The sequence below is a fragment of the Actinomycetospora chiangmaiensis DSM 45062 genome (genome assembly GCF_000379625.1).
GTDB classification, from domain to species: Bacteria; Actinomycetota; Actinomycetes; order Mycobacteriales; family Pseudonocardiaceae; genus Actinomycetospora; species Actinomycetospora chiangmaiensis.
In genome coordinates, this window is record NZ_KB903229.1 from 414,056 (window position 1) to 438,643 (window position 24,588).

The 24,588-nt window shown below is 74.4% G+C and carries 24 protein-coding genes; 14 read left to right on the top strand and 10 right to left on the bottom strand.

Translation table 11 applies throughout. The features are described 5' to 3' along the window. Nucleotides 1-19 precede the first annotated feature (19 nt). The 3 genes from A3CO_RS35925 to A3CO_RS0115455 all read right to left on the bottom strand — a co-directional run bounded on the left by A3CO_RS35925 (nucleotide 20) and on the right by A3CO_RS0115455 (nucleotide 3,300). Nucleotides 20-901, bottom strand: coding sequence for a hypothetical protein (locus tag A3CO_RS35925; protein WP_018333153.1), 882 nt, complete (start codon nucleotides 899-901; stop codon nucleotides 20-22). 630 nt (nucleotides 902-1,531) lie between these two features. After that, nucleotides 1,532-2,353: a YceI family protein gene (locus tag A3CO_RS0115450; RefSeq protein WP_018333155.1), complete on the bottom strand. Its 822-nt coding sequence runs from the start codon at nucleotides 2,351-2,353 to the stop codon at nucleotides 1,532-1,534. Next, on the bottom strand, nucleotides 2,350-3,300 hold the full coding sequence (locus tag A3CO_RS0115455) for an MSCRAMM family protein (RefSeq protein WP_018333156.1): 951 nt from the start codon (nucleotides 3,298-3,300) through the stop codon (nucleotides 2,350-2,352). The genes A3CO_RS0115450 and A3CO_RS0115455 overlap by 4 nt, the downstream gene beginning before the upstream one ends. A gap of 230 nt (nucleotides 3,301-3,530) precedes the next feature. Here A3CO_RS0115455 and A3CO_RS0115460 point away from each other — a divergent pair, with 230 nt between their 5' ends. Then, nucleotides 3,531-4,823 (top strand): acyl-CoA dehydrogenase family protein, encoded by a 1,293-nt coding sequence (locus tag A3CO_RS0115460; RefSeq protein ID WP_157647594.1) that lies wholly within the window; start codon nucleotides 3,531-3,533, stop codon nucleotides 4,821-4,823. Nucleotides 4,824-4,908: 85 nt separating this feature from the next. Next, complete coding sequence (locus tag A3CO_RS0115465; RefSeq protein WP_033414522.1) at nucleotides 4,909-6,231, top strand: NAD(P)/FAD-dependent oxidoreductase; 1,323 nt, start codon at nucleotides 4,909-4,911, stop codon at nucleotides 6,229-6,231. Here the strand turns inward: A3CO_RS0115465 and A3CO_RS0115470 are convergent. Genes A3CO_RS0115470 through A3CO_RS0115480 form a run of 3 tightly spaced genes read right to left on the bottom strand, consistent with a single transcriptional unit; the run spans nucleotide 6,203 to nucleotide 8,183 of the window. Further along, nucleotides 6,203-7,513: a chloride channel protein gene (locus A3CO_RS0115470; protein WP_018333159.1), complete on the bottom strand. Its 1,311-nt coding sequence runs from the start codon at nucleotides 7,511-7,513 to the stop codon at nucleotides 6,203-6,205. The two genes, A3CO_RS0115465 and A3CO_RS0115470, sit on opposite strands and share 29 nt — an antisense overlap. Beyond that, a complete protein-coding gene (locus tag A3CO_RS0115475; RefSeq protein ID WP_018333160.1) occupies nucleotides 7,510-7,827 on the bottom strand; it encodes a DUF202 domain-containing protein in 318 nt (105 codons plus the stop codon). Before A3CO_RS0115475 ends, A3CO_RS0115470 begins: the two co-directional genes overlap by 4 nt. Next, complete coding sequence (locus A3CO_RS0115480; RefSeq protein ID WP_018333161.1) at nucleotides 7,824-8,183, bottom strand: YidH family protein; 360 nt, start codon at nucleotides 8,181-8,183, stop codon at nucleotides 7,824-7,826. Before A3CO_RS0115480 ends, A3CO_RS0115475 begins: the two co-directional genes overlap by 4 nt. A gap of 59 nt (nucleotides 8,184-8,242) precedes the next feature. On the opposite strand from A3CO_RS0115480, the gene A3CO_RS32510 reads away from it, so the two are divergent. Beyond that, complete coding sequence (locus A3CO_RS32510; protein WP_157647596.1) at nucleotides 8,243-9,184, top strand: DMT family transporter; 942 nt, start codon at nucleotides 8,243-8,245, stop codon at nucleotides 9,182-9,184. Here A3CO_RS32510 and A3CO_RS0115490 read toward each other — a convergent pair. After that, on the bottom strand, nucleotides 9,144-10,202 hold the full coding sequence (locus A3CO_RS0115490) for a sulfite oxidase (protein WP_018333163.1): 1,059 nt from the start codon (nucleotides 10,200-10,202) through the stop codon (nucleotides 9,144-9,146). The two genes, A3CO_RS32510 and A3CO_RS0115490, sit on opposite strands and share 41 nt — an antisense overlap. Nucleotides 10,203-10,728: 526 nt before the next feature. Between A3CO_RS0115490 and A3CO_RS0115495 the strand changes: the two genes are divergently transcribed. Continuing rightward, entirely contained in the window at nucleotides 10,729-11,340 is a 612-nt protein-coding gene (locus A3CO_RS0115495; RefSeq protein ID WP_018333164.1) for a hypothetical protein, read from the top strand. 23 nt (nucleotides 11,341-11,363) lie between these two features. Further along, complete coding sequence (locus tag A3CO_RS0115500) at nucleotides 11,364-11,987, top strand: flavin reductase family protein (protein ID WP_018333165.1); 624 nt, start codon at nucleotides 11,364-11,366, stop codon at nucleotides 11,985-11,987. Here the strand turns inward: A3CO_RS0115500 and A3CO_RS0115505 are convergent. Beyond that, entirely contained in the window at nucleotides 11,966-12,418 is a 453-nt protein-coding gene (locus tag A3CO_RS0115505) for an acyl-CoA thioesterase (protein ID WP_018333166.1), read from the bottom strand. The genes A3CO_RS0115500 and A3CO_RS0115505 overlap by 22 nt on opposite strands. A 30-nt stretch (nucleotides 12,419-12,448) precedes the next feature. On the opposite strand from A3CO_RS0115505, the gene A3CO_RS0115510 reads away from it, so the two are divergent. From A3CO_RS0115510 to A3CO_RS0115520, 3 genes are all read left to right on the top strand, one after another. Further along, on the top strand, nucleotides 12,449-13,504 hold the full coding sequence (locus tag A3CO_RS0115510; RefSeq protein WP_026204652.1) for an LLM class F420-dependent oxidoreductase: 1,056 nt from the start codon (nucleotides 12,449-12,451) through the stop codon (nucleotides 13,502-13,504). 66 nt (nucleotides 13,505-13,570) lie between these two features. After that, nucleotides 13,571-14,023: a MaoC family dehydratase gene (locus tag A3CO_RS0115515; RefSeq protein WP_018333168.1), complete on the top strand. Its 453-nt coding sequence runs from the start codon at nucleotides 13,571-13,573 to the stop codon at nucleotides 14,021-14,023. A gap of 107 nt (nucleotides 14,024-14,130) precedes the next feature. Then, the gene (locus A3CO_RS0115520; protein WP_018333169.1) at nucleotides 14,131-15,342 is read left to right on the top strand and encodes an acetyl-CoA C-acetyltransferase; all 1,212 of its coding nucleotides are present in this window, start codon (nucleotides 14,131-14,133) and stop codon (nucleotides 15,340-15,342) included. Between the two features lie 82 nt (nucleotides 15,343-15,424). On the opposite strand, the gene A3CO_RS0115525 is transcribed toward A3CO_RS0115520, so the two are convergent. Then, entirely contained in the window at nucleotides 15,425-16,222 is a 798-nt protein-coding gene (locus A3CO_RS0115525; RefSeq protein WP_018333170.1) for an enoyl-CoA hydratase/isomerase family protein, read from the bottom strand. Nucleotides 16,223-16,416: 194 nt separating this feature from the next. Here A3CO_RS0115525 and A3CO_RS0115530 point away from each other — a divergent pair, with 194 nt between their 5' ends. Next, a complete protein-coding gene (locus A3CO_RS0115530; protein WP_157647597.1) occupies nucleotides 16,417-16,938 on the top strand; it encodes a MarR family winged helix-turn-helix transcriptional regulator in 522 nt (173 codons plus the stop codon). Continuing rightward, a complete protein-coding gene (locus A3CO_RS0115535) occupies nucleotides 16,935-19,643 on the top strand; it encodes an MFS transporter (protein ID WP_018333172.1) in 2,709 nt (902 codons plus the stop codon). The genes A3CO_RS0115530 and A3CO_RS0115535 overlap by 4 nt, the downstream gene beginning before the upstream one ends. A 92-nt stretch (nucleotides 19,644-19,735) precedes the next feature. Here the strand turns inward: A3CO_RS0115535 and A3CO_RS0115540 are convergent, their stop codons facing one another. After that, nucleotides 19,736-20,227 (bottom strand): inorganic diphosphatase, encoded by a 492-nt coding sequence (locus tag A3CO_RS0115540; RefSeq protein ID WP_018333173.1) that lies wholly within the window; start codon nucleotides 20,225-20,227, stop codon nucleotides 19,736-19,738. A 264-nt stretch (nucleotides 20,228-20,491) separates the two neighbouring features. Here A3CO_RS0115540 and dacB point away from each other — a divergent pair, with 264 nt between their 5' ends. From dacB to hpt, 4 genes are all read left to right on the top strand, one after another. Next, nucleotides 20,492-21,853: a D-alanyl-D-alanine carboxypeptidase/D-alanyl-D-alanine endopeptidase gene (gene dacB, locus A3CO_RS32515; RefSeq protein ID WP_018333174.1), complete on the top strand. Its 1,362-nt coding sequence runs from the start codon at nucleotides 20,492-20,494 to the stop codon at nucleotides 21,851-21,853. A gap of 89 nt (nucleotides 21,854-21,942) precedes the next feature. Then, nucleotides 21,943-23,013 carry a zinc-dependent metalloprotease gene (locus A3CO_RS0115550; RefSeq protein WP_018333175.1) on the top strand — a complete coding sequence of 357 codons (1,071 nt, stop codon included), beginning with the start codon at nucleotides 21,943-21,945 and terminating at the stop codon, nucleotides 23,011-23,013. Between the two features lie 15 nt (nucleotides 23,014-23,028). After that, nucleotides 23,029-23,994: a tRNA lysidine(34) synthetase TilS gene (tilS, locus tag A3CO_RS0115555; protein WP_018333176.1), complete on the top strand. Its 966-nt coding sequence runs from the start codon at nucleotides 23,029-23,031 to the stop codon at nucleotides 23,992-23,994. Between the two features lie 21 nt (nucleotides 23,995-24,015). Then, nucleotides 24,016-24,570 (top strand): hypoxanthine phosphoribosyltransferase, encoded by a 555-nt coding sequence (gene hpt, locus A3CO_RS0115560; protein ID WP_018333177.1) that lies wholly within the window; start codon nucleotides 24,016-24,018, stop codon nucleotides 24,568-24,570. Nucleotides 24,571-24,588: the final 18 nt, after the last annotated feature.

The window sequence follows — 24,588 nt, forward strand, 5'->3', positions numbered from 1 at the left end:
GCGACAGGAGGGCGTGGGCTCACGCCCCGATCGCGCCGCGGACGGTGCGGAGGTACTGCGCGCGCCGTCGGAAGACGTCGAACCAGGAGAACCGGTAGATCGTGAGGTCGCGCAGGACGATCTGGTTCTCACGGTCGCGGTCCTCGAACACGGCCATCTCCATCCCGTGCTCCGAACGGCCGTCGAACTCGAAGCCCTTGCGCAGGCGGCGATAGGCGAGGTCGACGTAGGCGTTCCTGCCGTCGGCGCGGGTGATCGGCATCTGCACCTCCGGCTCCTCCAGTCCGTCCTCGACGAGGGCGAGCCGTCCGGCGGTCTCGAGCGGCGAGCCGGACAGCGGTCGGGCCGCCGCGACCAGACGGCGGGCCCGCAGGACACCCGGCGTCCCACGACACCGCCGGATCGCGTCGTCCAACTCCTCCCGCGTGACGCGGGTGCGCAGGAGGGCGCGTTCCACCGCCCACACGGCCCGGTACTCCTCCTCCGTCCGGGCGAGGTCGACGAGCGTGCGGGCCACGGTCGTGACCCGGAGACCGTCCAGGTCGAGGACGTCCTCCGGGGCGACGACGGAGGTGTGGAACCGCAGGTCGGTGCGATGCGGGCGGCGCTCGCAGCGCGGGATCGTGACCTCGTCCGGCCCGCCCGCGGGTACCTCGAGGCCGAGGACGCGCGCTGCCGTCCGGTGGCTCGCGACGGCCGCGCAGCCGCCGACCGTCGCGCACGCGGCCCAGGCGCGTTCGCGGTCGTCGGGTGGTTCGCCCTCCTTGTAGATCCCGCGGTGCACGCGGACGACCTGCTTCTGGCGCAGGGCCTTGTCGACGAGGGTGGGGTCCTCGAGGCGGATCAACGCGCTGCGACGCAGGAGGCCGCCGTCGCCGGGCTGGGGTTCGAACCAGGACATGGCGCCGAGAATGGCCGCGAGCTCCGTCGTTCGGCCATGTTCCGGCGTCACGCTGTGGACAACCAGCTGACTCTCGGATGGTTGTGGACAGCCGGCCGTCCGAACGGCGCAGTGGGAGTCGAACGACCCTGTCGGGAGAAATCGGCCCGGGCGACTCGGCCTGTCGTTGTGAATCAGAACGACAAGGCGGTGACGGCCGGGTGGGAGGCCGCGACAAGCTGCACGGGCGGGTGGGAGGCCGCGACAAGCTGCACGGACGAGTGGGGCGTGACGCGGTGCGCGGGGCGTGACGCGGGGGAGGCCGCGACAAGCTGCACGGGCGACGCGGGGCGCTCGGCGTGACGTGGGGGAGACCGCGACACGCAGCGCGGGGCGCGGCGAGGACACGGAACGGTCGGGGACTTCGGGTGAGCGGAGCCCGGACGGTTCGGCACGACGTCGGCGCGCGGCCCGGCGGCCCTCACGTCACCGTGTCGCGGCCGATTCGCCCAGGCGCCCCGCCCTGTCGTTGTGAATCAGAACGACAGGGTGGGGCGCGATGTCCAGGAGCCCGCGACAAGGAACAGGGAGCCCACGGGCCAGCCGCACCCGGACCTGCGCGGTGTCACCCCCGCGGGGACGGTGCCGGACCTACCCGGTGACCCGGACCGCCTCGATGTCGATCTCGATCCGGAGCGTGCGGCCGATCGCGAAGATGCCGGCGATGACCGACTGGTTCCACGAGATGTCGAAGTCGTCGCGGGAGAGCTGGGTGGTCGCGGAGAACCCGGCGCGCTCGCCGCCCCAGAGGTCGGGGCCGGCACCGTGGTAGATCACGTCCATCGCGACGCGGCTCTTGACGCCCTTGAGCTCCAGGTCGCCGAGCATCGTCCAGTGGTCGGCCGTGTGCTTCACGATCTGCGTCGAGGCGAAGCGGATCTCGCCGAAGCGCAGCACGTCGAGGAAGTCGGGCGCGCGCAGGTGCTCGTCGCGCCGCTCGTCGTCGGTGTCGACGCTGCCCGACTCGATCGCCGCGGTGACCTGCGTGCTCTCGAGGGTCGGCCCCATGTCGATCGCGCCGGTGAAGCGGCGGAGCCGACCGTGGACCTTCGTGATGCCGAGGTGGAACGCCGAGGCCGCGATCCGGGAGTGCACGGGGTCGATCTCCCAGCGCCCGGGGGCGGGGAGCTCCAGGGCGCCGGTGCGGGTGAGCACCACGCGGCCGAGGTCGCCCGACGCCGGGCCGGCCACGGGTCGGGCCGACGGCGTGTGGCCCACGGCGGAGGTGATGACGGTGCACGGCCCGGCGGGGAGGCCGTCGAGGACGAAGCGGCCGTCGTCGTCGACCGTGGCGCCGCCGATCTGCTGACCGGCGGCGTCGATCACGGTGACGACGGCGAACGGCACCGGCCAGCCGTCGCTGGTGACGGCGACACCCGCCACCCGCTGGGTCCCCGACGTCGTGGCGGTCACCGCCGTCCGCCGTCGGCGTCGCCGCGGTCGGAGTAGAAGTCGCCGGTCGCGTGGCGCCCGTTGTGCCCGTTGGCGTACGCCCCCGCCGGGACGGCGTCGGCGCCGAAGTCCTCGCCCGAGAACGAGCGGGTGGCGTCGGAGGGCGCCTCGTCGGCGGGGCCGAGCGCCGGCGGGGTGAGCGTGAGCGTCACCTCGGAGGGCTGCCCGGCGCCGACCTCGATCTCGCTGGCCACGGGCGCGTACCCGCTGGCCGTGATCGTGTAGGTCCCGGGCGTCACCTCGGGGAAGTCGAAGGTGCCGTCCGCGCCGGTGACGGCCGCGCCCACGACGTTGCCGTCGGCGCCGACCAGGGTGGCCAGCGCCTCGGCGACGGGCCGGCCGCCGGAGGCCGAGCGCACCACGCCGGAGAGGCGCAGCTGGCTGACCAGCGAGATGTCGCGCGTGACGCGGCCCTCGCCCGGGATCTGGACGGTCTCGGCCACCGGCGTGGTCTCGGGGGCGGCGGCCGTGAGCGTGTACGTGCCCTCGTCGAGGTCGGCGAACCGGTAGCCGCCGTCGGCGTTCGACCGGGCGACCGCGACGACGGTGCCGCGCACGTCGGTCAGCGTCAGCACGACCCCGGCGCTCCCGACGAGGCCGCCGTCGCGCGACGCGCCGACCGTCCCCTCGAGGGAGGCACCACCGCCGGAGAGCGACACGTCGTGGCGCAGCGCCCGGTCGGACACCGCCACCAGCGAGGCCTTCGGCTGGTGGGTGGACGACGAGCAGATGACGAGGTAGGTGCCGCCGGTCGACGGCGTGAGGCGGTAGTCGCCGGACTCGTCGGCGACCGTCCGGTCGAGCTGGTCGCCCGCCAGGTCGCACAGCGTCAGCGCCGCCCCCGGGAGCGGGCCGCCGTCACCCCGTGTGATCCGTCCGAAGATCATGATCGGCTGCTGTCCGTCCACCGTCGTACTCCTCAAACCGCTCGCGTCCCGGCGCCCCGGGGTCACGCGGGAGACTGACCCGCCCACCACTGTCGCGAAACCGGGACCGGTCGGCCATCCGGATCCCCGCGGACCACCCGAGATTTCACTTTCATCGTACAAGCATCTTCCGTGGGACGCCCACGCGATCACCGATGGTGTGCACCACCGATCCTGTGGCGCGGGCCCCGGACCGGGAGCACGCTGACGCCATGGCTGCGCCCACCGACGACCGCACCTCCATCGCGCCCGCCACCGCCGGCGAGGACGGCGGTCACGGCGACCCCTTCGCCGACCTGCCCCGCCCGCACCTCGAGCTCGATCCCGACGCGGCCCACGTCGCCGACTTCTACGCCTACGGCGAGCTGCTCGACGACGGCGAGCGCGACATCCTGCGCCGGCTGCGCGGCTACCTCGCCACCGACGTGGCCCCGGTGGTGAACGAGGCGTGGGAGGCGGCGGAGTTCCCCGAGCAGTTCCGGCGGGGCTTCGCCGAACTCGACCTGGCGGGGCTGCCCTACGGCCTCTCGACGTACTCGGACCGGCCGGCGCGGCGCGTGCTCATGGGCTTCGTGCACGCCGAGATCGCCCGCATCGACGCCTCGACCAACAGCTTCTTCGGGGTGCAGAGCGGCCTCGCGATGGGCTCGATCGACGCGTGCGGCACCCCGGAGCAGCGCGAGCGCTGGCTACCGCCCATGGCACGTCTGGACCTCGTCGGGGCCTTCGGCCTCACCGAGCCGCACGGCGGGTCCGACGTGGCGGGCGGGATGGAGACCACCGCGCGCCGCGAGGGCGACGAGTGGGTCATCGACGGGCACAAGCGCTGGATCGGGAACGGGACGTTCGCCGACGTGCTCGTGATCTGGGCCCGCGACGGCGAGGCGGTCCGCGGCTTCGTCGTCGACCGGGAGACCGCCGGTGTGAGCACCACGAAGATCGAGGGCAAGACGGCGCTGCGCATCACCCAGAACGCCGACATCACCCTCGAGGGCGTCCGCGTGGGCGAGGACCGCCGGCTCTCCGGCGGCCAGGGCACGTTCGCCGACACCGGCGGGGTGCTGCGCCGGACCCGGGGCAACGCGTCGTGGGCGTGCGTGGGGGTGCAGATGGCGGCCTACGAGCTCGCCCTGAGCTACGCCCAGCAGCGCGTGCAGTTCGGGCGTCCGATCGCCGGGTTCCAGATGATCCAGGACGCCCTCGTGCAGATGCTCGGCAACACGACGGCGTCGCTCGGGATGGCCGCCCGCAACGCGCAGCTCATCGACGGCGGGGGCGGCTCGGACGCCCACTCGGCGCTCGCGAAGCAGTTCTGCGCCGACCGGATGCGCGAGACGGTCGCGCTCGGCCGCCAGATCGTCGGCGGCAACGGGACGATCCTGGAGAACGGGATCGCCCGGTACTTCAACGACGCCGAGGCGCTCTACTCCTACGAGGGCACGCGCGAGATGAACACCCTCATCGTCGGGAAGAGGATCACCGGGCACAGCGCCTTCGTCCGGTAGTCGTTCCCGACGGCGGGTGGCCGGGGGCGCGCCTGTTCGCGTGAGCACCGGTGTGGGGCGGCGGGGGACCGGGAACGGAGGCGACGTGGCAGCGCACGTCGTGATCGTCGGAGGTGGGTTCGCCGGGGCGGGGGTCGCGCGGCGGCTCGAGCGGCTCGCCCCGGACGCCCGGATCACCCTCGTCAGCCCGGACGACCACGTCCTCTACCTGCCGCTGCTCCCGCAGGTCGCGGCCGGCGTCATCCCGCCGCGGGCCGCGACGATCGCCCTCGCCCGGCGGCTGCGCCGCACCCGGACGCTGCCGGGCCGCGCGGTCGGCGTCGATCCCGCGGCGCGGCGGGTGCTGGTGAGGACCATCACCGGGACCCGCGAGGACCTCTCCTACGACCACCTCGTGCTGGCACCGGGCAGCGTCACGAAGGTCATGGACATCCCCGGCCTGCGCGAGTACGGCCGCGGGGTCAAGACGCTCGCGGAGGCCGCGTTCCTGCGCGACCACGTCCTCGAACAGCTCGAGCTCGCGGCCGCGACGACCGACGCCGCGGAGCGGGAGCGGCGGTGCCGGTTCGTCGTCGTGGGCGGTGGCTACGCGGGGGTCGAGACGGCGGCGAGCCTGCAGCTCATGACGCGGGCCCTGGCCCGTCGGACCCGCGGGCTCGACCCCGACCTCGTGCGCTGGCACGTCGTCCAGCACGCCCCCGAACTCATGCCCGGCCTCGGACAGCGGCTGAGCGAGGACACCCACCGGGTGCTCACCGACCGGGGCGTCGTGGTCGACCTCGGCACCAGCCTCACCGGGGCGGACGACGGCTCGGTCACGCTCTCGGACGGCCGACGCCTCGAGACCGCCACGCTCATCTGGACGGCCGGGGTGGCGCCGAACCCGCTCATGTCCCGCCTCGACCTGCCGTCCACCCACGGGGCGCTCGACGTCGGGGCCGACCTCGCCGCCGCCGACCACCCGGAGATCACCGCCCTGGGCGACGCCGCGTCGGTGCCGGACCTGACGAACCCGGGCCACACGTGCCCGCCGACCGCCCAGCACGCCACGCGCCAGGCCCCGGTCGCCGCGGCCAACGTCGCCGCGGCCCTCGCCGGCCGTCCGACGTCGGACTACCGGCACCGCGACCTCGGCCTGGTCGTCGACCTCGGCGGGACCGACGCGGTGGCCAAGCCCTTCGGGATCGACCTCGCGGGGCTCCCGGCGCAGGTCGTGACGCGCGGGTACCACCTGTGGGCGCTGCGGGCCCCGGACGCGGTCGCGCGGGTGGCCACCAACTGGGCGCTCCACGGCGTCGGCGGGAACAACGCCGTGCGGCTCGGCTTCTTCACCGACACCTCGGGACGGCTCGCCGAGTTCGAGCACACCGACGACTACCTCACCCCCGCGGAGGTCCGGGCGGGCTGAGCGGCTCGAGCTGCGCCGCCGTCGTCGTGGACTGCGGCTCGACCAGCCGCGCGACCAGGGTGCCGAGCACGGCCGCGAGGGTGACCGGGACGAGCAGACCGGTTCCGGCGTGCGTCAGTTCGAGCACGAGCACGACGGTGGCCAGCGGGGCCTGCAGCGCGGCCGCGAGGAAGGCCGCGGCGCCGACCAGGGCGTAGGCCCCGAGCGGGCTGCCGGGCCAGAGCAGGACCCAGCCGCGGGCGAGCACGGCCCCGAGCAGGGCGCCCGTGGCCAGGGTCGGGGTGAACAGCCCGCCGCTCGCCCCCGCGCGCAGCGACGCGATCGTGAGCAGCGGCTTGAGCAGCACGAGCGCGACCAGGACCGGCAGCGCGCCGCCGCCGTCGAGCACGATCTGCGTCGGCCCCTTGCCGTTGCCGAGCAGCTCGGGGAACACGATCGCGAGGGCGCCGAGGACGGTGAACACCCCGGTCGTCGCCACCGGCAGCCGCCAGCCGGTCGGTGCCGGGCGTCGCGCCCACCGCACGAGGCGGACGAAGCCGACGGCCGCGAGCCCGCACACCGGGGCGGCGAGGACCGCGAAGACCACCGCCGAGCCCGTCGTCGGGACCGGGGCGACGGCGTAGACCGCCGCGTCGCCGACGAGGAACCAGGCGACGACCGCGCCGAGGGTCGCGGTCACGACGGCGGGGATCGCGACCGGCAGCGCGAGGGAGCCGAGGAGCACCTCGAGGGTGAAGAGGGCGCCGCCGAACGGGACGTCGTACACCGCGGCGAGTCCGGCCCCCGCCCCGCACGCGACGAGGACGCGGCGCTCGTGGTCGGCCAGCCCGGTCAGCTCGCCGAGGCGGGAGCCGAGGGCCGCCGCGATCTCCCGCGGCGCGCCCTCGCGGCCGAGGGAGGCGCCGAGCGCCACGATCACGATCTGCAGCACGCCGTCGAGGACGGTCCGGCCCAGTCCCATCCGGGCGCCGGGCGTCCACACCGTCGCGGACACCCCGCGCATCGCGCCGAGCCGCCGCGAGACCGGGCCGCGCAGCCACCACCACCCCAGCCCGGCGACGAGGCCCGCGAGGACGGGGACGAGCAGGCGCCGCCACCAGGGCGCCCCGTCCACGCCCTCCTGGAACGACCGTTCGCTGTAGCCGTAGGCCACGTCCTGCGCCAGGTGCAGCAGCAGCGTCAGCAGGCCGCCGGCGATCCCGGCGCCCACGCCCACGAGCAGCACGACCACCCAGAACCGCCACGCGAGGGTCGGCCGGGCGGCGTTCGGCTGCACGCTCACACCAGCAGCACGAGGCCGGAGACGACGGCGAGCAGCACCACCGCGCCGCCGAGCAGCGGCACCGCCCGCGCCGCGGCGAGCGGGGACGGCAGCGGCGCGTGCCGCAGCACCCGGGTGCGGTGCCGGCCGTAGAGCGCCGTCGCCACCGCGATCAGCAGCGCGAGCCCCGCCGGCACGAGCGCGAGCGAGACCTCGAGGTGACCGAACTCCCGGGCGGCGAGCAGGACGGCGTTGCCCGCGACGCCGAGCGAGGTCCGGCTCCAGGCGAGCCCGGTCCGCTCGGCCTGCAGCCCGGCGTCGCTGGGACTGTTCACGCCTCGCCGCGCAGCACGATCAGCACGAGCCCGAAGAGCGCGAGGACCACCAGCCCCGTGGCCATGACCCAGGGGATCCGCTGGCGGGGGAGCGGGCGGTCGTGCCGGATCGCGTCCTCCACCGAGCGCCAGCGCAGCACCCCGGACGCGGCCGCCACCACCGCGAGGACCGCGAGCAGCCCGCCGGTCACGCCCCGCGCATGCGGGATCGGGAACGACGGCACCAGCTGGACCACGGCGACGCCGGCGGCGAGCAGCGACAGCGAGGTCCGTAGCCAGGCGAGGAAGGTGCGTTCGTTCGCGAGGGTGAACCGGTAGTCGGGTTCCCGCTCGGTGTCCTGGTCGGCGTCGGGCACCCGCGCATCGTCCCGCCCGCACCCGCCGGGACGCAGCACCGGGCCGTACCGTCGACCACGTGCTCCTGCGACCGCCTCCTCCCGCCGTGGCGGCGCACCCTGTCCTCGCGGTGGTGCTCGCGCTCTGCTCGGCCTTCCTCTACGCCCTCGCGGCCGCCCTGCAGCGCCTCGCCGCGGGCCGGACCGGGGACCGGCGGCACGACGGGCGCTCCTTCTTCGGCGCGCTGGTGCGGCAGCCGGTGTGGTGGGGCGGCGTCGGCTCCATGGCGGCCGGGGCCACGATCCACGTGGTGGCCCTGGGCCTGGGGTCGGTGACGCTGGTCCAGCCGATCGGCGTGCTCGCGCTGGTGCTGGCGCTCCCGCTCGACGCCCGCTTCGAACGCCGGGTGGTGACGCGCGCCGAGTGGGCGGCGGCGGCCGTGCTCGTGGCCGGACTCGGCGGCCTGCTCGCGCTCGCGCCGCACCATCCGGGCGGTGTGCCCGCACCCCCTGCGGGCCTCGTCGGCACCGTGGTGGTCGCGGCGGTGGTCCTCGCGGCGCTCGTCGCCACCAGCGCACGGCTCCGGGCGGGCAGCCGGGCCGTCTGCCGGGCCGCGGGCGCCGGCCTCTGCGCCGGGACGACGTCGGGTCTGGTCCGGCCGGTGCTGCACGGCCTGCACCGCGGCCCCCTCGACCCCGGGCTCGTGACGGCGGGGGTCGCGGTCCTGGTGCTGCCGATCCTCGGCCTGCTGCTGCTCCAGACCGCCTACCGCGACGGCGGGCTCGACGCGGGCCTCGCGACGCAGACCACGATCGACCCGGTGGTGGCCGGGACGATCGGGATCGCGGTGCTCGGCGAACGCTTCACCGGCGGCCCGGGCGGGGCCGCCCTCGCGGCCGGCTGCGCGGTGGTCACGGTGGCGGGCCTGATCTGGCTGATCCGGTCCGGGCCCGGGAGCACCGGCGGGACCGGCGGCGCGGTCACGCCCCGTGCAGCCGCAGCCGGGCCCACGAGTTGTTGACGTAGCCCTTCGGGTTCCACACGTGCTCGGGCCGTTCGGGCTGCAGCGCCGCCGACGAGTCCCAGGCGCGGGCGAGCACCTCGGTCTCCCCGCGGGGCAGCTCGACCGTGGCCGACCAGTGCCGCCACGCCCAGGTGCTCGCCTGCTCGCCCAGGTCGGCCTGCGACCAGGTGGCGCCGCCGTCGGCGGAGACGTCGACCCGCACCACCGTGCGGTCGCCGCCCGCGAACGCGTAGCCCGCGACGGTGACCGGCCCGGCCGGGTGGGACGACCCGTCGTCGGGAAGGAGGAAGTCGGCGTTGACGGCGACCAGGCCGAGTTCGACGCCCTCGCCGGGGGTGCCGGTCACGGGGGCGTCCGGGGGCAGGAGCCGGTAGGTCGAGGCCTGGAAGAAGTTCGCCGACGGCCGGTCGCGGACCTCGATGCGGTCCACCCACTTCACGCTGCGGGCGCCGATGTAGCCGGGGACGACGACGCGCAGCGGGGCGCCGTGCACCGGCGTCAGCGGCTCGCCGTTCATCGCCCAGGCGAGCAACACCTCGGGCATCCGGGCCTTGCGCAGCGGGACCGACCCGCCGAACTCCTGGGGCGGGTCCGCCGCGTCGCTGACGTCCGTCCCGACGAACTCGACGTCCGACGCCCCCTCGACGACGCCCACCGCGGCGAGCACGTCGGCGAGCCGGACCCCGGTCCAGACCGCGGTCGCCGTGGCCGTCGGACCCCAGGGCGCCTCCCCGGGGATGTCCCGGACGGCGACGAGACCCGCGCGCCGGTTGCCCGCGCACTGCAGCGTCGCGGTCTCGGAGCACACCTCGAACCGCGCGGCGAGCTCGGCCGGCGAGAGCGTCAGCGGCGTCGTCACCAGTCCGCCCACCCGCAGTCGCCAGTCCGACCCGTCGGCCTCGGGCACCGGCCCGTGGTTGCGGCAGTAGAACGCGTCCACCGGGGTGAGCGTCGTCCCCGCGAGGGCGCCCCGCGGTGGCTCGGCGTTGTAGGGGAGCTCGGAGTGGACGGTCATGTCGGTTCGTTTGCCGTACACGCGCGCCTTTCGTGACACAGGGTGTCTGATGGATCACAGAGTTGGTCCGATGGCGTGGACTCGACGGGGGCGGGGGAACTCTCTGCCCCCGCAGCGGGCGTCAGGCGCCCCCACACGGGCGCGTTTGCCCTGGTCACGCCGCCTGCAAACGCCGCGTGGGTGCGGGCGGGGTCGACCGATCGGCCGCGTGTGCCCGTCGTAGGGTCTGACGCCATGACCCAGACGCCGATTTACGACGAAGTCAGGCGTTCGCTCGGACGGGCCGGTCGCGCCGCGGAGCGGCGGTCCTTCCGCGGGGAGGACGGAGCCGACGGGCCCGAGCGCGTGTCCCGGCCGGTCATGCTGCGCGGCTCCGGGGGCCGTCATCGACGCTCGGGGGACTGAGCGCGGCCCCGGACCGCACCACCCGCCGCCGCCCGCCGACGAGTCGGCGACGGTCCTGCTGACCGAGACGCCCCGTCGCCCGGAGCCGGCGGCGCCCGCCGGCCGGATCTCGGGCGTCCGGGTGACCGGCCAGGCCCTGGCCGCCACCACGACCGCCGCCGCGGGCGGGCTGGTCGGCGGCGCCACGGGGACGATCGTGGGAGCCGCGGTGGCGTCCGTCGTCACGACCGTGGGCGAGGCCGTCTACCAGCGCTCGCTCGAGCGGACGCGGGACCACGTCCGCCGCCGCCTGGACGCCCGCCGTGCGCCTCCCGCCCCCGCTCCTCCCGCGCCCACCGCCGTGCTGCCCGACGGGCCGCCGCCGGACGAGTCCCCGACGCGGCACCTGCGGCCGGTCGGCGCGTCCGCCCGCCGGAGCCGGGCGAAGCTCGCCGCCCTCGTGGCCTCCGGACTGCTGGTCTTCCTCGTCGCGATGGTCGTCGTCACCGGCATCGAGCGGGTGAAGGGGTCCCCGCTCTCCGGGGGGTCCGGGACGAGCGTCGGCGAGGTGATCGGCGCCCGGCCCCCGGACGCGGCCACCACCACCGCCGACCCGGCCGACGCCACCGGCGAGGCGACCACGGGCACCGACGCGCCGACGACGACCACCACGACGAGTGCCCGGTCACGCCCCACCACGTCCCGGTCGCGGGAAACGGCGACGACCACGACGCTGGTGGCGCCCGCGAACTGACCCGAGCAGGAGGACCCCGCACCGTGCGCACCGACTTCGACCCCCACGAGCTCGGCCCGGGTGCGTTCTACCAGCTCCTCAACTCGGTGGTGGTGCCCCGGCCGATCGCGTGGGTCGCGACGACCTCGGCCGACGGGGTGGACAACCTCGCGCCGCACTCGTTCTTCACCGTCGCCTGCGTCGACCCGCCCGTCGTGCAGTTCACCTCGGTCGGGCGCAAGGACTCGCTGGCCAACGTCGAGGCCACCCGGGAGATGACGATCTCGCTGACCCCGGAGTGGCTCTTCGAGGAGGTCAACGCCACCGGCACGAACTTCCCCCACGACGCCGACGAGTTCGCCGAGGTCGGCCTCGAGCGCGAGCCCTCGACCCACGTCCGCCCGCCGCGCGTGGCGCGCTCACCGGTCGCGCTGGAGTGCGTCCTGCACTCCACGGTCTGCCTCGGGAACTCGACGGTGGTGTTCGGCCGCGTGGTGCACGCCGCGGTCTCCGACGACGTGCTCGTCGACGGCCGGCCGCAGATCGACCGGCTCAAGCCGCTCGCCCGGCTCGGCGGCAACCAGTGGTCGACGATCGGCGACGTGCTGGAGAAGCGGCGGATCGACGTGTCGGACTGGCCGGAGGGCTACGAGCCCTCGGGCGGCTGAATCACCGCGTCGAAGGCGGCCCGGTCGGCGGCGATCGTGCGCAGCCGGCCGTGGGGATCGGCGACGAGCCGCCGTGTGGTGTGGTCGAGCAGCCCCATCACGCCGGTGATCGTGGCGGCGGTGACGCCGTCGCGGGCGCGCACCAGCTCGGCGTCCATCCGGAAGGTCTTCCCGGCGCCGAAGGTCGTCTTCGTGACGACGTCGACCTCGTCGCCGACGACGAGCTCGGCGAGGAACCGCGCCGTGGTCTCGAGGATGACCGGGCCGATCCCGTCCGCCGAGAGCGCCGCGATCCCCACCGTGGCGGCGCGGAGGGTCTCCTCGCGGCCGTGCTCGCCGTACCGGTGGTACTCGGCGTGGTTGAGGTGCCGGCTCGCGTCGGTCTCGTAGCCGCGGACGGTGATGGACTCGTGGTGTCCGGGAGTGCTCACGAGGGCGTGATCGTGGCAGGCTCCGTCCCCGTGCGCATCGGGATGGGGATCAACTACGCCGGCGGGTTCGCCGAGACCGTCGCCGAGCTGGCCGAGCACGAGAAGGCCGGCCTCGACATCGTCTTCGTGCCCGAGGCCTACAGCTTCGACGCGGTCAGCCAGCTCGGGTACATCGCCGCGCGGACCGAGCGCCTGGAGATCGCCTCCGGGATCCTGCAGATCTACACGCGGACCCCGACGCTCACCGCGATGACGGCGGCCGGCCTCGACTACGTCTCCGGCGGCCGCTTCACCCTCGGTCTCGGCGCCTCCGGCCCCCAGGTCATCGAGGGCTTCCACGGCGTCCCCTACGACGCCCCGCTCGGGCGCACCCGCGAGATCATCGACATCTGCCGTCAGGTGTGGCGCCGCGAGCGGCTCGAGTACGCCGGGAAGCACTACACGATCCCGCTGCCCGAGGGGCAGGGCACGGGCCTGGGCAAGCCGCTCAAGCTGATCAACCACCCGGTGCGCGCCCGGATCCCGATCCTCGTCGCCGCGCTCGGCCCGAAGAACGTGGCGCTCGTGGCCGAGCTGGCCGAGGGCTGGCAGCCGATCTTCTTCGTGCCGGAGAAGGCCCACGAGGTCTGGGGCGAGTCGCTGGCGGCCGGGAAGGCGAAGCGCGACCCGTCGCTCGGCCCGCTCGAGGTCTTCCTGCAGACCTCGTTCTTCGTCACGGAGGACTCCCACGTCGCCGGGCAGATGCTCGACGGGATGCGCAACATGGTCGCGCTCTACGTGGGCGGCATGGGCGCGAAGGGCAAGAACTTCTACAACGATGTCGCCCGGCGCTACGGGTACGACGACGAGGCCGGGACGATCCAGGACCTCTACCTCTCCGGCAAGAAGGAGGAGGCGGCGCGGGAGGTCCCCGAGGAGCTGCTGCGGGCGATCTCGCTGATCGGGCCGCGCTCCTACGTCGCCGAGCGGATGGCGGCCTTCGCCGAGGCGGGTGTGACGACGCTGAACCTCACCCCGCTCGGCGCCACGACGGCCGAGCGGGTCGCGTTGGTCGGGCAGGCCAAGGAGATCGCGGCCGAGCTCTAAGGAACGTGCCGGGAGACGCAGCGGAGCGGAGCTCGACCCGTCGGGCTCGGACGAGCGAGGAGCAGCATGCGGAAGTTCGCCGACGTCGAGGAACTGCGCGCGGCCGTGGGGGAGGACCTCGGCACCAGCGAGTGGGTCCTCGTCGACCAGGAGCGGATCAACGTCTTCGCCGACGCCACCGACGACCACCAGTGGATCCACACCGACCCCGAGCGCGCCGCGCAGGGGCCGTTCGGGAAGACCGTCGCGCACGGGTTCCTCACGGTGGCCCTCATGCCGAAGTTCGGCTGGGACACCTTCGAGGTGAGCGGGGTGTCGATGACCGTCAACTACGGGCTGAACAAGGTCCGTTTCCCCTCGCCGGTCCCGGTCGGCAGCCGCGTCCGGGGGCACTGCCGGCTCGTCGACGTCACCGACGTCAAGGGCGGCGTGCAGGCCACCATCGGCGGCACCGTCGAGATCGAGGGCTGGCCGAAGCCGGCCTGCGTCGCCGAGGTGATCCTGCGGTATGTGCTGTAGCTCGTGAGCACTTTCCGTGGCCGTAGCCACGGAAAGTGCTCACGGGCGCTTCCGCCCCGCGGAAGCGCACCTGCCCGGCCCGACGCGTCGTCGGGAAGGATGGCGACGTGGTCGACGCCGTGATCTGTGAGCCGGTCCGTACTCCCGTCGGTGGCTTCGGGGGGTCGCTGCGCGACGTCCCGGTCCAGGAAGTGGCCGCCACCGTGATCCGCGAGCTGGTCCGCCGCACGGGCGTGACCGCCGAGGCGATCGACGACGTCGTGTTCGGGCACTGCTACCCGACGATGGACGCGCCGGCGATCGGCCGGGTCGCGGCGCTGGACGCCGGGCTGGACGTGACGGTGCCCGGGATCCAGATCGACCGGCGCTGCGGCTCGGGTCTGCAGGCCGTGCTGTACGCCGCGATGGCGGTGCAGTCCGGCGCGAACGACCTGGTGCTCGCGGGCGGCGCGGAGTCGATGTCGGGCGCCTCCTACTTCACCGACCGGGTGCGCTGGGGCACGAAGGCCGGCGGGTTCGAGATGAAGGACTCGCTGGCCCAGGGCCGGGTGCACGCCGGCGGGGTGAACCACCCGGTGCCCGGCGGGATGATCGAGACCGCGGAGAACGTCCGGAAGAAGTACTCGATCCCGCGCGAGGAGCAGGACCGGCTCGCGGTGCGCAGCCACGAGAAGGCCACCGCGGCCGTCAAGGAGGGTCGCTACGCCGACGAGCTCGTGCCCGTGACGATCCACGGCCGCAAGGGCGACACCGTGGTCGACCAGGACGAGCACATCCGCCCGGACGCGAGCCTGGAGTCGCTGGCAAAGCTGCGCCCGATCATGGGCAAGCAGGACCCGGACGCGACCGTCACCGCCGGCAACGCCTCGGGACAGAACGACGGTGCCGCGGTGTGCATCGTGACGACCCCGGAGAAGGCGGCCGAGCTGGGGCTGCGGCCGTTGGCGCGCCTGGTGTCGTGGGGCGTGGCCGGGTGCGGCCCGGAGATCATGGGGATCGGGCCGGTCCCGGCGACCGAGAAGGCGCTCGGGCAGGCCGGGCTCACGCTGGCCGACCTCGACGTCATCGAGCTCAACGAGGCCTTCGCCGCCCAGGCGCTCGGCGTGGCCCGCGAGTGGGGCATCGACCTGATCGCCGACGAGCGGGTCAACCCGAACGGCTCGGGCATCTCCCTGGGGCACCCCGTCGGTGCCACCGGGGTCCGCATCCTGACGACGATGCTGCGCGAGATGGACCGCCGCGAGGCCCGCTACGGGCTCGAGACGATGTGCATCGGCGGCGGCCAGGGGCTCGCGGCGGTGTTCGAGCGGGTCTCGTAGGGCGTCCGGTGTGTCAGCGGTGGCGCACCGCTGACACCCGACGTCAGGAACGGGACACGCTCGTCCCTCGGGGACATCGGGATCAGCGGCCCTGCCAGCGCGGGGACCGCTTCTCCACGGCGGCGCGGCCACCCTCCTTCGCGTCCTCCGTCATCCCGGCCACGCGGCGCATCGTCTCCCCGAAGCGGATCGCGTCGGTCTGGGACATCTCCGGCCCGCGGCGCGCGACCTCCTTGATGGCGCGCTGAGCCAGCGGAGCGCCCGCGAGGAGGCGCTGCGCGAAGGCGTCGACGGCACCGCCCAGCTCGTCGTGCGGCACCACCTGCAGCGCGAGACCGATCTCCTTCGCGCGGGCCGCGGAGATGGTCTCGCCCGTGAGCAGCAGTTCCATCGCGGGCTGCCAGCCGATGCGTCCGGGGAGCCGGAGGGCGCCCACGATCGTCGGGACGCCGAGCTTGACCTCCGGGAAGCCGAAGGTCGCCCGGTCGGAGGCGATGACGATGTCGCACCAGGTGACGAGCGTGAGCCCGTAGCCCAGGCAGAGCCCGTTGACCGCGGCGATCACCGGCTTGTGGATCTCCCAGCCGGACTCGAACGAGTTCACCGTCGGGCGCTCCCAGTAGGAGCCGGGGAACTCACCGGCCGGGTTGCGCTGCGAGGTGAAGTCCGCCCCGGCGCAGAACGCCCGGCCCTCGCCGGTCACCACGCCGATCCAGGCGTCGTCGTCGCCGCGGAGGGCGTCGAACGCCGCGTTGAGCCCGTCGCGCATCGCGCCGTCGATGGCGTTCAGCTTGTCCGGGCGGTCGTAGGTGATGGTCGCGACCCGGTCGGTGCGCTCGTAGCGGACGCGGTCGTGGAAACGCTCGGCGACGTCGGGCACGGGCGCACGGTAGCGCCGTCCCGGCCGTGACAGCGAAGCGTCGTCGCTGCCATCGGGCGACGGCCACGCCGCTCCGCCGTCATCCGGAGGGGGCTGACTCGCTCGTCACACGCTCCGACCGGGTAGCCCGGTTGGCGCCCGTCGGGCCGCGGGTGCATAGTTGTACCGAACAAGCGATTGTACGGAGCACGCAAATGAATGCAGCAGTGGGCGAGCGGTCGCCCCTCACGGTCCCCGAGGGGGTCGACGAGCGCTGGGTGACCTCGGACCGGATCGGTCTGCAGCTCATCCGGCTCATCCGGCTCATCGAGCGGCAGCGCGTCATCAAGGCCAAGAAGGAGGGTGTGGAGCGGGCGGCCTACGTCCTGCTCGCCCGGTTGGTCATCGAGGGCCCGCACCGCTCGAACGCCCTCGCCGAGGCGGTGCACTCCGACCCGTCCACGGTCAGCCGGCAGATCGCCGCGCTGGTCAAGGTCGGCTTCGTCGAGCGCCGCCCCGACCCGGCCGACGGCCGGGCGTGCCTGCTGGCCGCCACCGCGGAGGGCCACCGGGTCTTCGCGGCCAACCGCGACCTGCGCAACCGCTGGATATCCGACGTCACGAGCGACTGGGACGAGACCGACCGCGAGCGGCTCGTCGACCTGATGGACCGTTTCACCACCGCACTCGAGAACCACCACGAGTCCGACGCCACGGGCGTCGAGGAGGACCGATGAGCACGACCACCGCCTCGCCGCCGGCGAGCGCGGCGAAGACGTCCGGCAGCGGCGCCTTCACCCACCGCCAGATCCTGACGATCCTGTCCGGGCTGATGCTCGGCATGTTCCTGGCCGCGCTCGACCAGAACATCGTCTCCACCTCGATCCGCACGATCGCCGACGACCTCAACGGTCTGAACCTGCAGGCCTGGGCGACGACGGCGTACCTCATCACGGCGACGATCTCGACGCCGCTCTACGGCAAGCTCTCCGACCTCTACGGACGCAAGCCGTTCTTCCTGTTCGCGATCAGCGTCTTCGTCATCGGGTCGGTGCTCTGCACCATCTCGACGTCGATGTACGAGCTCGCCGCCTTCCGCGCCCTGCAGGGCGCCGGCGCCGGCGGCCTCATGAGCCTGGCGCTCACGATCATCGGCGACATCGTGCCGCCGCGGGAGCGGGCCCGGTACCAGGGCTACTTCCTCGCGGTCTTCGGGACGTCGAGCGTGGTCGGCCCCGTGGTCGGCGGCTTCTTCGCCGGCACGTCCTCGATCATCGGCATCACCGGCTGGCGCTGGGTCTTCCTCGTCAACGTCCCGATCGGCGTGCTCGCCTTCATCGTGGTGTGGCGGGTGCTCAACCTCCCGCACACCCGCCGCGAGCGGCGCATCGACTGGCCCGGCGCCTCGGCGCTGGCCATCGCCCTCGTCCCGCTGCTGATCGTCGCCGAGCAGGGCCAGTCCTGGGGCTGGGGCTCGGCGTGGTCGATCACCTGCTACGTCATCGGCGTCGTGGGCATCATCGGCTTCGTCCTCGCCGAGCGGGCCTACGGCGACGACGCGCTGCTGCCGCTGCGCCTGTTCCGCAACGGCGTCTTCAGCCTGACCACGGTCATCGCGGTCATCACCGGCATCGGCATGTTCGGTGGCATCGCGATCGTCCCGCAGTACCTGCAGATCGTGAACGGCTCGAGCCCGACGCGGGCCGGCCTCGAGATGATCCCGCTGGTCGGCGGCCTCATGGTCGCCTCGATCATCTCCGGTCAGCTCACGAGCCGGACGGGCCGCTACAAGGTCTTCCCGGTGATCGGCCTCGGTCTGATGACCGTCGGCATGCTGCTGTTCCACTTCCTGCTGCACGCCGACACCCCGTACTGGGAGGTCGCGATCCTGATGGTCGTCTTCGGCCTCGGGCTCGGTAACTGCATGCAGACGCTGGTCCTCGCGGTGCAGAACGCGGTGCCGGCGAGCGACATGGGCGTGGCCACCGCCTCGGCGACCTTCTTCCGCCAGATGGGCGGCACGGTCGGCGTCTCGGTGTTCATCTCGATCCTGTTCGGCACGCTCGGCGGGAACATCACGTCGGCCTTCCGCAGCGCGGCCGCGTCCCCGGACTTCCGGGCCGCCCTGGCCGACCCCGCCGTCACCTCGAACCCGGTCAACGCCGCCGCGGTGAACCCGGCAGCGGGGGCGGCACAGGTCACGCAGGACTCCTCGGTCCTGCAGCAGATGGACCCGCGCCTGGCACGGCCGTTCTTCGAGGGCTTCGCGTCCTCGATGGACCTGGTCTTCCTCGTCGCCGCCTGCGTCATCGCCGTCGGCTTCGTGCTCATCTGGTTCCTCAAGGAGGTGCCGCTGCGCACGACGTCGGGCATCCAGGCCCGGCAGGCCGAGGAGGCCGGGCACGCCCAGGGCCCCGGCAGCGTGGACTCGGCCGCCGAGGTCGACGGCCCCGCCCGGGGCGCCCTCGACCTCCCGACGTCGACGCCGCCGGTCGGCGCGGCCGGTGCCGCCGGCAGCGAGCGGTTGCTGCGGCCCTCGCCCGTGCCGCGCTCCCGCGGCCGCCACGAGGCACCCGGCGGCGACTCGGTCGTCCTCGGTCGCCTCTCCGACGGCCCGGTTCCCGACGACGGGTCGGTGCGGTTCGCCGACGACGTCGCCGGGGTGCCGATGGCCCTGCACGCCCTCGACGGCACCGTCGTCGACCGCACGTTCTCGGCCGCCGACGGCTCGTTCCGGCTGCACGCCCCGCTGCCCGGCAACTACGTCGTCGTCGCCAACCCGAGCACGTTCAAGCCGCACGCCGAGCTGGTCTCGCTCGACGGGGTGCCGGTGCACCGGGCCCTGGCGATGCGCCGGGCCACGCCGGTCGGCGGCTCGGTCCGCGACACCGCCGACACGCCCGTGGTGGGCGCGACGGTGACCGTCACCGACGCGAGCGGCGGCGTCCGCGCCGTCCGCCGCACCGGGGCCGACGGCACCTGGGAGTGCCCCGAGCTGGACGCCGGGACCTACACGGTCGCCGTGCTCGCCCCCGGGCGGGAGCCGGTCGCGGAGCGGCTCGTCGTCGCCGAGGCGTCCCCGGCCGGGCGTCGCAGCACGCGCCACGACGTCCGGGTGCCGGTCGCCCGCCACGCCGTGCGGGGACAGGTGCGGTCGAGTTCCGGTGCCGCGGTGCCGGAGTCGCTCGTCGTGCTCATGGGCGCCGACGGCCGCGTCGTGGCCTCGACGGTCACCGACACCGCCGGGCGCTTCGCGGTCGAGGACCTGACGGAGGGCCGCTACCTGCTGACCGCGAGCGGGTTCGCGCCGGTCAGCGAGGAGGTCGACGTGGCGCCGGGTCGCCACGCGGCCGTCGAGCTCACCGTCGACCCGCCCCGTCCGGTGGCGCCGGCGGTCGAGCAGGCCGACCCGCAGACCGCGCCGCTGCCGGTGGTGCGCTGACCTCCGGCCCGCACGCCACGGACGGCCCCCTCGCGCACGCTGCGAGGGGGCCGTCCGTTCGTCGGGGTGGCGGCACTGACCGACTTCGTCGGTCAGTGCCCGTCGTGCTCCTCGGCGCGCTTGTAGGACTCGCGGATCTCCTGCTCGGCGTCGGCGCGGCCGACCCACTCGGCGCCCTCGACGCTCTTGCCGGGCTCGAGGTCCTTGTAGACCTCGAAGAAGTGCTGGATCTCGAGCCGGTCGTACTCCGAGAGGTGGTGGATGTCGCGCAGGTGCTCCTGGCGGGGGTCGCCCGCCGGCACGCAGAGCAGCTTGTCGTCGCCGCCCTTCTCGTCGGTCATGCGGAACATGCCGATCGTGCGGGACAGGATGATGCAGCCCGGGAAGGTCGGCTCCTGCACGAGCACGAGCGCGTCGAGCGGGTCCCCGTCGAGGCCCAGCGTGTTCTCGACGTACCCGTAGTCCGCCGGGTACTGCGTGGCGGTGAAGAGGGTGCGGTCGAGACGGAGCCGCCCGGACGCGTGGTCCATCTCGTACTTGTTCCGGTTCCCCTTGGGGATCTCGATCAGAACGTCGAAGTCCACTACAGCGTCCTCACTGCGGTCGTCTGGGGCCGTCACCCGACCGGGGTCGGTGAACCCGCCGTCGGTCGCCTCTAGTGTGTCGTACGGGCCGCACCACGTGACGACGGCCGGGCGTGGGGCAGGTCGCACCGACGGCGATACCGGGAGGTCCTCCTGACGGCGAGCGAGGTCGGTCACCGATCCGAGGGACAGGCCGGGGAGCGACCGACCAGTCACCGTGCGGAGGTCCCGCGCTCCCGCCGCATCCTGACGCGGGCGCTCGTCGTGCTGGTGGTGCTGGCCCTGATCGGGGGTCTCGGGACCGCGGCGGTGCTCACCGCGCCGAACCTCGCCCGCACGCTGGGGCTGCCGGTGTCGGCCGCGGTCGACCCGCCGGCCGCCGTGGTCTTCCGGCCGCAGCTCGCCGCCCTGCCGGCCGCCGCGCCGACCCCGACGCCCGACGGCGTGGCCGCCGCCCTCGACGGCCGCACCGCGGGACTGGGCGACCTCACCGGGGTGGTGCTCGACCCGGCGTCGCCGCAGACGCCGCTGTGGAGCCGCAACCCCGGCGAGCCGCAGGTGCCGGCGTCGTCCACCAAGCTGCTCACGATGTCGGCCGCACTGCTCTCGCTGGACCCCGAGACCCGGCTGGCCACGACGGTGACGGCGGGCCCGACGCCCGACTCGGTGGTCCTCGTGGGCGGCGGCGACGTGTCGCTGTCCTCGCTGCCCGACGGGCGCGAGTCGGTCTACCCGGGCGCGGCGCACCTCGACGACCTCGTCGCCCAGGTCCGGGCGGCCCGGGGCGGGCAGCCGCTGCGCACCGTGTACGTCGACACCTCCCGCTACACCGGCCCCGCCCTCGCGCCGGGCTGGGACCCGGTCGACATCGCGGGCGGGAACCTCGCCCCGATGGTCCCGACGATGCTCGACGGGGCCCGGCTCGACCCCACGGCCCTCGACGGCGCCCGCAGTGCGACCCCCGCGCAGGACGTGGGTACCGAGCTCGGGCGGCGCCTGGGCGCGACCGTCACCGTGCGCGACGGGACCGCCCCGGGCGGGGCGCCCGTCCTCGGTCGGGTGGAGTCGCCGCCGCTCACCGAGCTGGTGCACACGGCGATGACGAACTCGGACAACCTGCTCGCCGAGGCGCTCGGCCGGGAGGTGGCGATCCGGGAGGGCGCGCCGGCCTCGTTCGACGGGGCGGCGTCGTCGGTCCGGAAGGTCCTCGACGAGCACGGCATCGCCACGGGCGGCGTCACCACTGCCGACGCCTCCGGGCTCTCCACCGAGAACCGGATCCCGGCCTCCGTGCTCGCCGCGGTCCTCACCCCCGCGGCCGCGCCGACGACCGCCGACCCGCGCACCGCGACGCTGCGCCCGCTGCTCGACGGGCTCCCGGTCGCGGCGGGGACGGGCACCCTCGTCGACCGGTTCGACAGCGGGTCCACCAACGCCGCCGGCCGGGGCTGGGTCCGCGCCAAGACCGGAACACTCACCGGCACGAACGCGCTCGCCGGGGTGGTCGCCGACACCGACGGGCGCCTGCTGGTGTTCGCGTTCATGTCCAACGGGCCCGACCCGGTCGGTGCCCGCCCCCGCCTCGACGCCCTCGCCACGGCGCTGCGCGGGTGCGGCTGCCGGTGATGTCAGCGGTGGCCCACGGCGTCCACGGCACGTCAGTGGTGGGCCACGGCTGACGTCGGGTGCCCACCGGAATCCGTACGGTGGACGGTGTGACCGCCACCAGCGAGCGCCCCGCGACCGGACTGCCCGTGCGCTGGGACCTCGCCGTCGCCACCGGCTCGCGGCTCGTGCCGCCCGGACCCGCCGTCGACCGGACGGAGGCCGGCGCGGAGGTCGCGCGCCTCGCGGCCGGCGCCCGGATCGGCGAGGGACACGTCCGGGAGCTCACCGGGCTCGGCGCCGGGCACGACATCCCCGACGCCGCCGTGGTCGACCGCCCCGGGTGGATCGCCTCCGGCGTCGAGGGCATCCGCACCCTGACCTCCGAGGTCCGGCTCCCCACCGCCGCGCGGACGTCGCCCGGCCTGCTCACCCGCGCCGCCGCGGGCATGACCGCCACGGTGGCGGGCGCGCAGATGGGCGGCCTGCTCGCCTTCCTGTCCACGAAGGTGCTCGGCCAGTACGACCCCTTCGCCGGTCCCGAGAACGCCGGTCACCTGCTGCTCGTCGCCCCGAACGTCACGGCGGCGCGCCAGGCCCTCGAGGTCGACGCCGAGGACTTCGCGCTGTGGGTCTGCGTGCACGAGGCCACCCACCGGCTGCAGTTCACCGCCGTCCCGTGGCTGCGCGACCACTTCCGGAACGAGGTCACGGCCTTCGCCTCCGGCATGGAGAGCGGCGTCTCCGCGGCGCTCGACCGGCTGCCCGAGATCACCCGCGCGATCCGCACGCGCAGCGACGTCTCGATGCTCGAGCTGCTCCAGGGACCCGAGCAGGGCGCGATCCTCGACCGGCTGCTCGCGCTGACCACCCTGCTCGAGGGGCACGCCGAGCACGTCATGGACGAGGTCGGACCCGCGGTCATCCCGTCGGTCGCGACGATCCGCGGCCGCTTCTCCGCGCGCCGTCGCGGCGGCGGCCCGGTCGACCGGCTGCTGCGGGTGCTGCTGGGCGTCCAGGCGAAGGTGAAGCAGTACGAGCAGGGACGCGTCTTCGTCGACGAGGTCGTCGGCACGATCGGCATGGAGGGCTTCAACGCCGTCTGGACGTCCCCGGACACCCTGCCCCGCCGCTCGGAGATCACCGACCCGACGGCCTGGATGGACCGCGTCCACGGCTGAGCCGGGGCCACGGGGATGAGCCGGCTACCTGCCGCGACCGCCGAGGTCCGGCGCGCGCTGCGGCAGGCCCTTCCCGACGCCGGGCCGGGGCCGGTCCTCGTGGCGTGCTCGGGTGGGGCCGACTCGTTGGCGCTCGCCGCGGCGGCGACGGCGGTGTGCGACGACGTGCACGCGGTGGTGGTGGACCACGGGCTGCAGGCCGGGTCGGGCGAGGTCGCCGAGCGGGCCCGCGCACAGCTCGCCGGCCTGGGAGTGGCGGCGCGGGTGCGCGCGGTCGTCGTCGGGACCGGGCCGGACGGCCCCGAGGGGGAGGCGCGCCGCGTGCGGTACGCCGCGCTGCGGGAGGCCTCCGACGCGCTCGGCGGGGTGCCGGTGCTGCTGGGCCACACCCTCGACGACCAGGCCGAGACCGTGCTCCTCGGGCTCGGCCGGGGTGCGGGCGCCCGGTCGCTGGCGGGGATGCGCCCCTGGGACCCGCCGTGGTGCCGCCCGCTGCTCGGGGTCCGTCGCGCGACCACCCGGCAGGCATGCGTCGAGGCCGGGCTGCAGCCGTGGGACGACCCCCACAACGACGACCCGCGCTACACCCGCGTGCGGCTGCGCCACGAGGTGCTGCCGCTGCTGGAGGACGTGCTCGCGGGCGGCGTGGCGTCCGCCCTCGCCCGGACCGCCGCGCAGCTCGCCGACGACGACGCGGCCCTCACCGCCCTCGCGGAGGAGGTCCGCCGCGCGGCGGAGGACGACGACGGCGGCCTCGCCGCACCCGTCGTCGGGAAGGAGCCGGCGGCGGTCCGGCGGCGCGTGCTGCGGGCGTGGCTCGCGGCGCGGGGCGTGCGGGGGTGGGACGAGGCGCAGCTGCGGGCGGTCGACGCCCTCGTGGCCCGCTGGCGCGGACAGGGGCCGCCGTCACTCCCCGGCGGCTTGGAGGTGATCCGGACGCGTGGCAGGCTGATGGTCCGTTCAGCGCGTACCGGGAAGTAGCGACGAAGGGGTCCGCTCGAGGTGTACGACGGCGACATCGCGTCCGTGCTCATCAGCTCCGAGGAGATCCAGACCAAGATCGGAGAGCTTGCGGACCAGATCGCCGCCGACTACGGCTCACCCGGCCCCGGGGAGCCGGACCTGCTGCTCGTCGGGGTGCTCAAGGGCGCGGTCATGTTCATGACCGACCTGGCCCGCCGGCTCCCGGTGGCCACCCAGCTCGAGTTCATGGCGATCAGCTCGTACGGGTCCGCGACGTCGTCGTCGGGTGTCGTGCGCATCCTCAAGGACCTCGACCGGGACATCTCCGGGCGCCACGTCCTGATCGTCGAGGACATCATCGACTCCGGCCTGACGCTGTCGTGGCTGCGCAAGAACCTCGAGTCGCGCGGGCCCGCGTCGCTGCACGTGGTGACGCTGCTGCGCAAGCCCGAGGCCGCGAAGCTCGACGTGGACGTCAGCTACATCGGGTTCGACATCCCGAACGAGTTCGTGGTCGGGTTCGGGCTGGACTACGCCGAGCGGTACCGCGACCTCCCCTACATCGGGACGCTCGACCCCTCCGTGTACGCCTGAGCGTCACTCCCGGGTCAC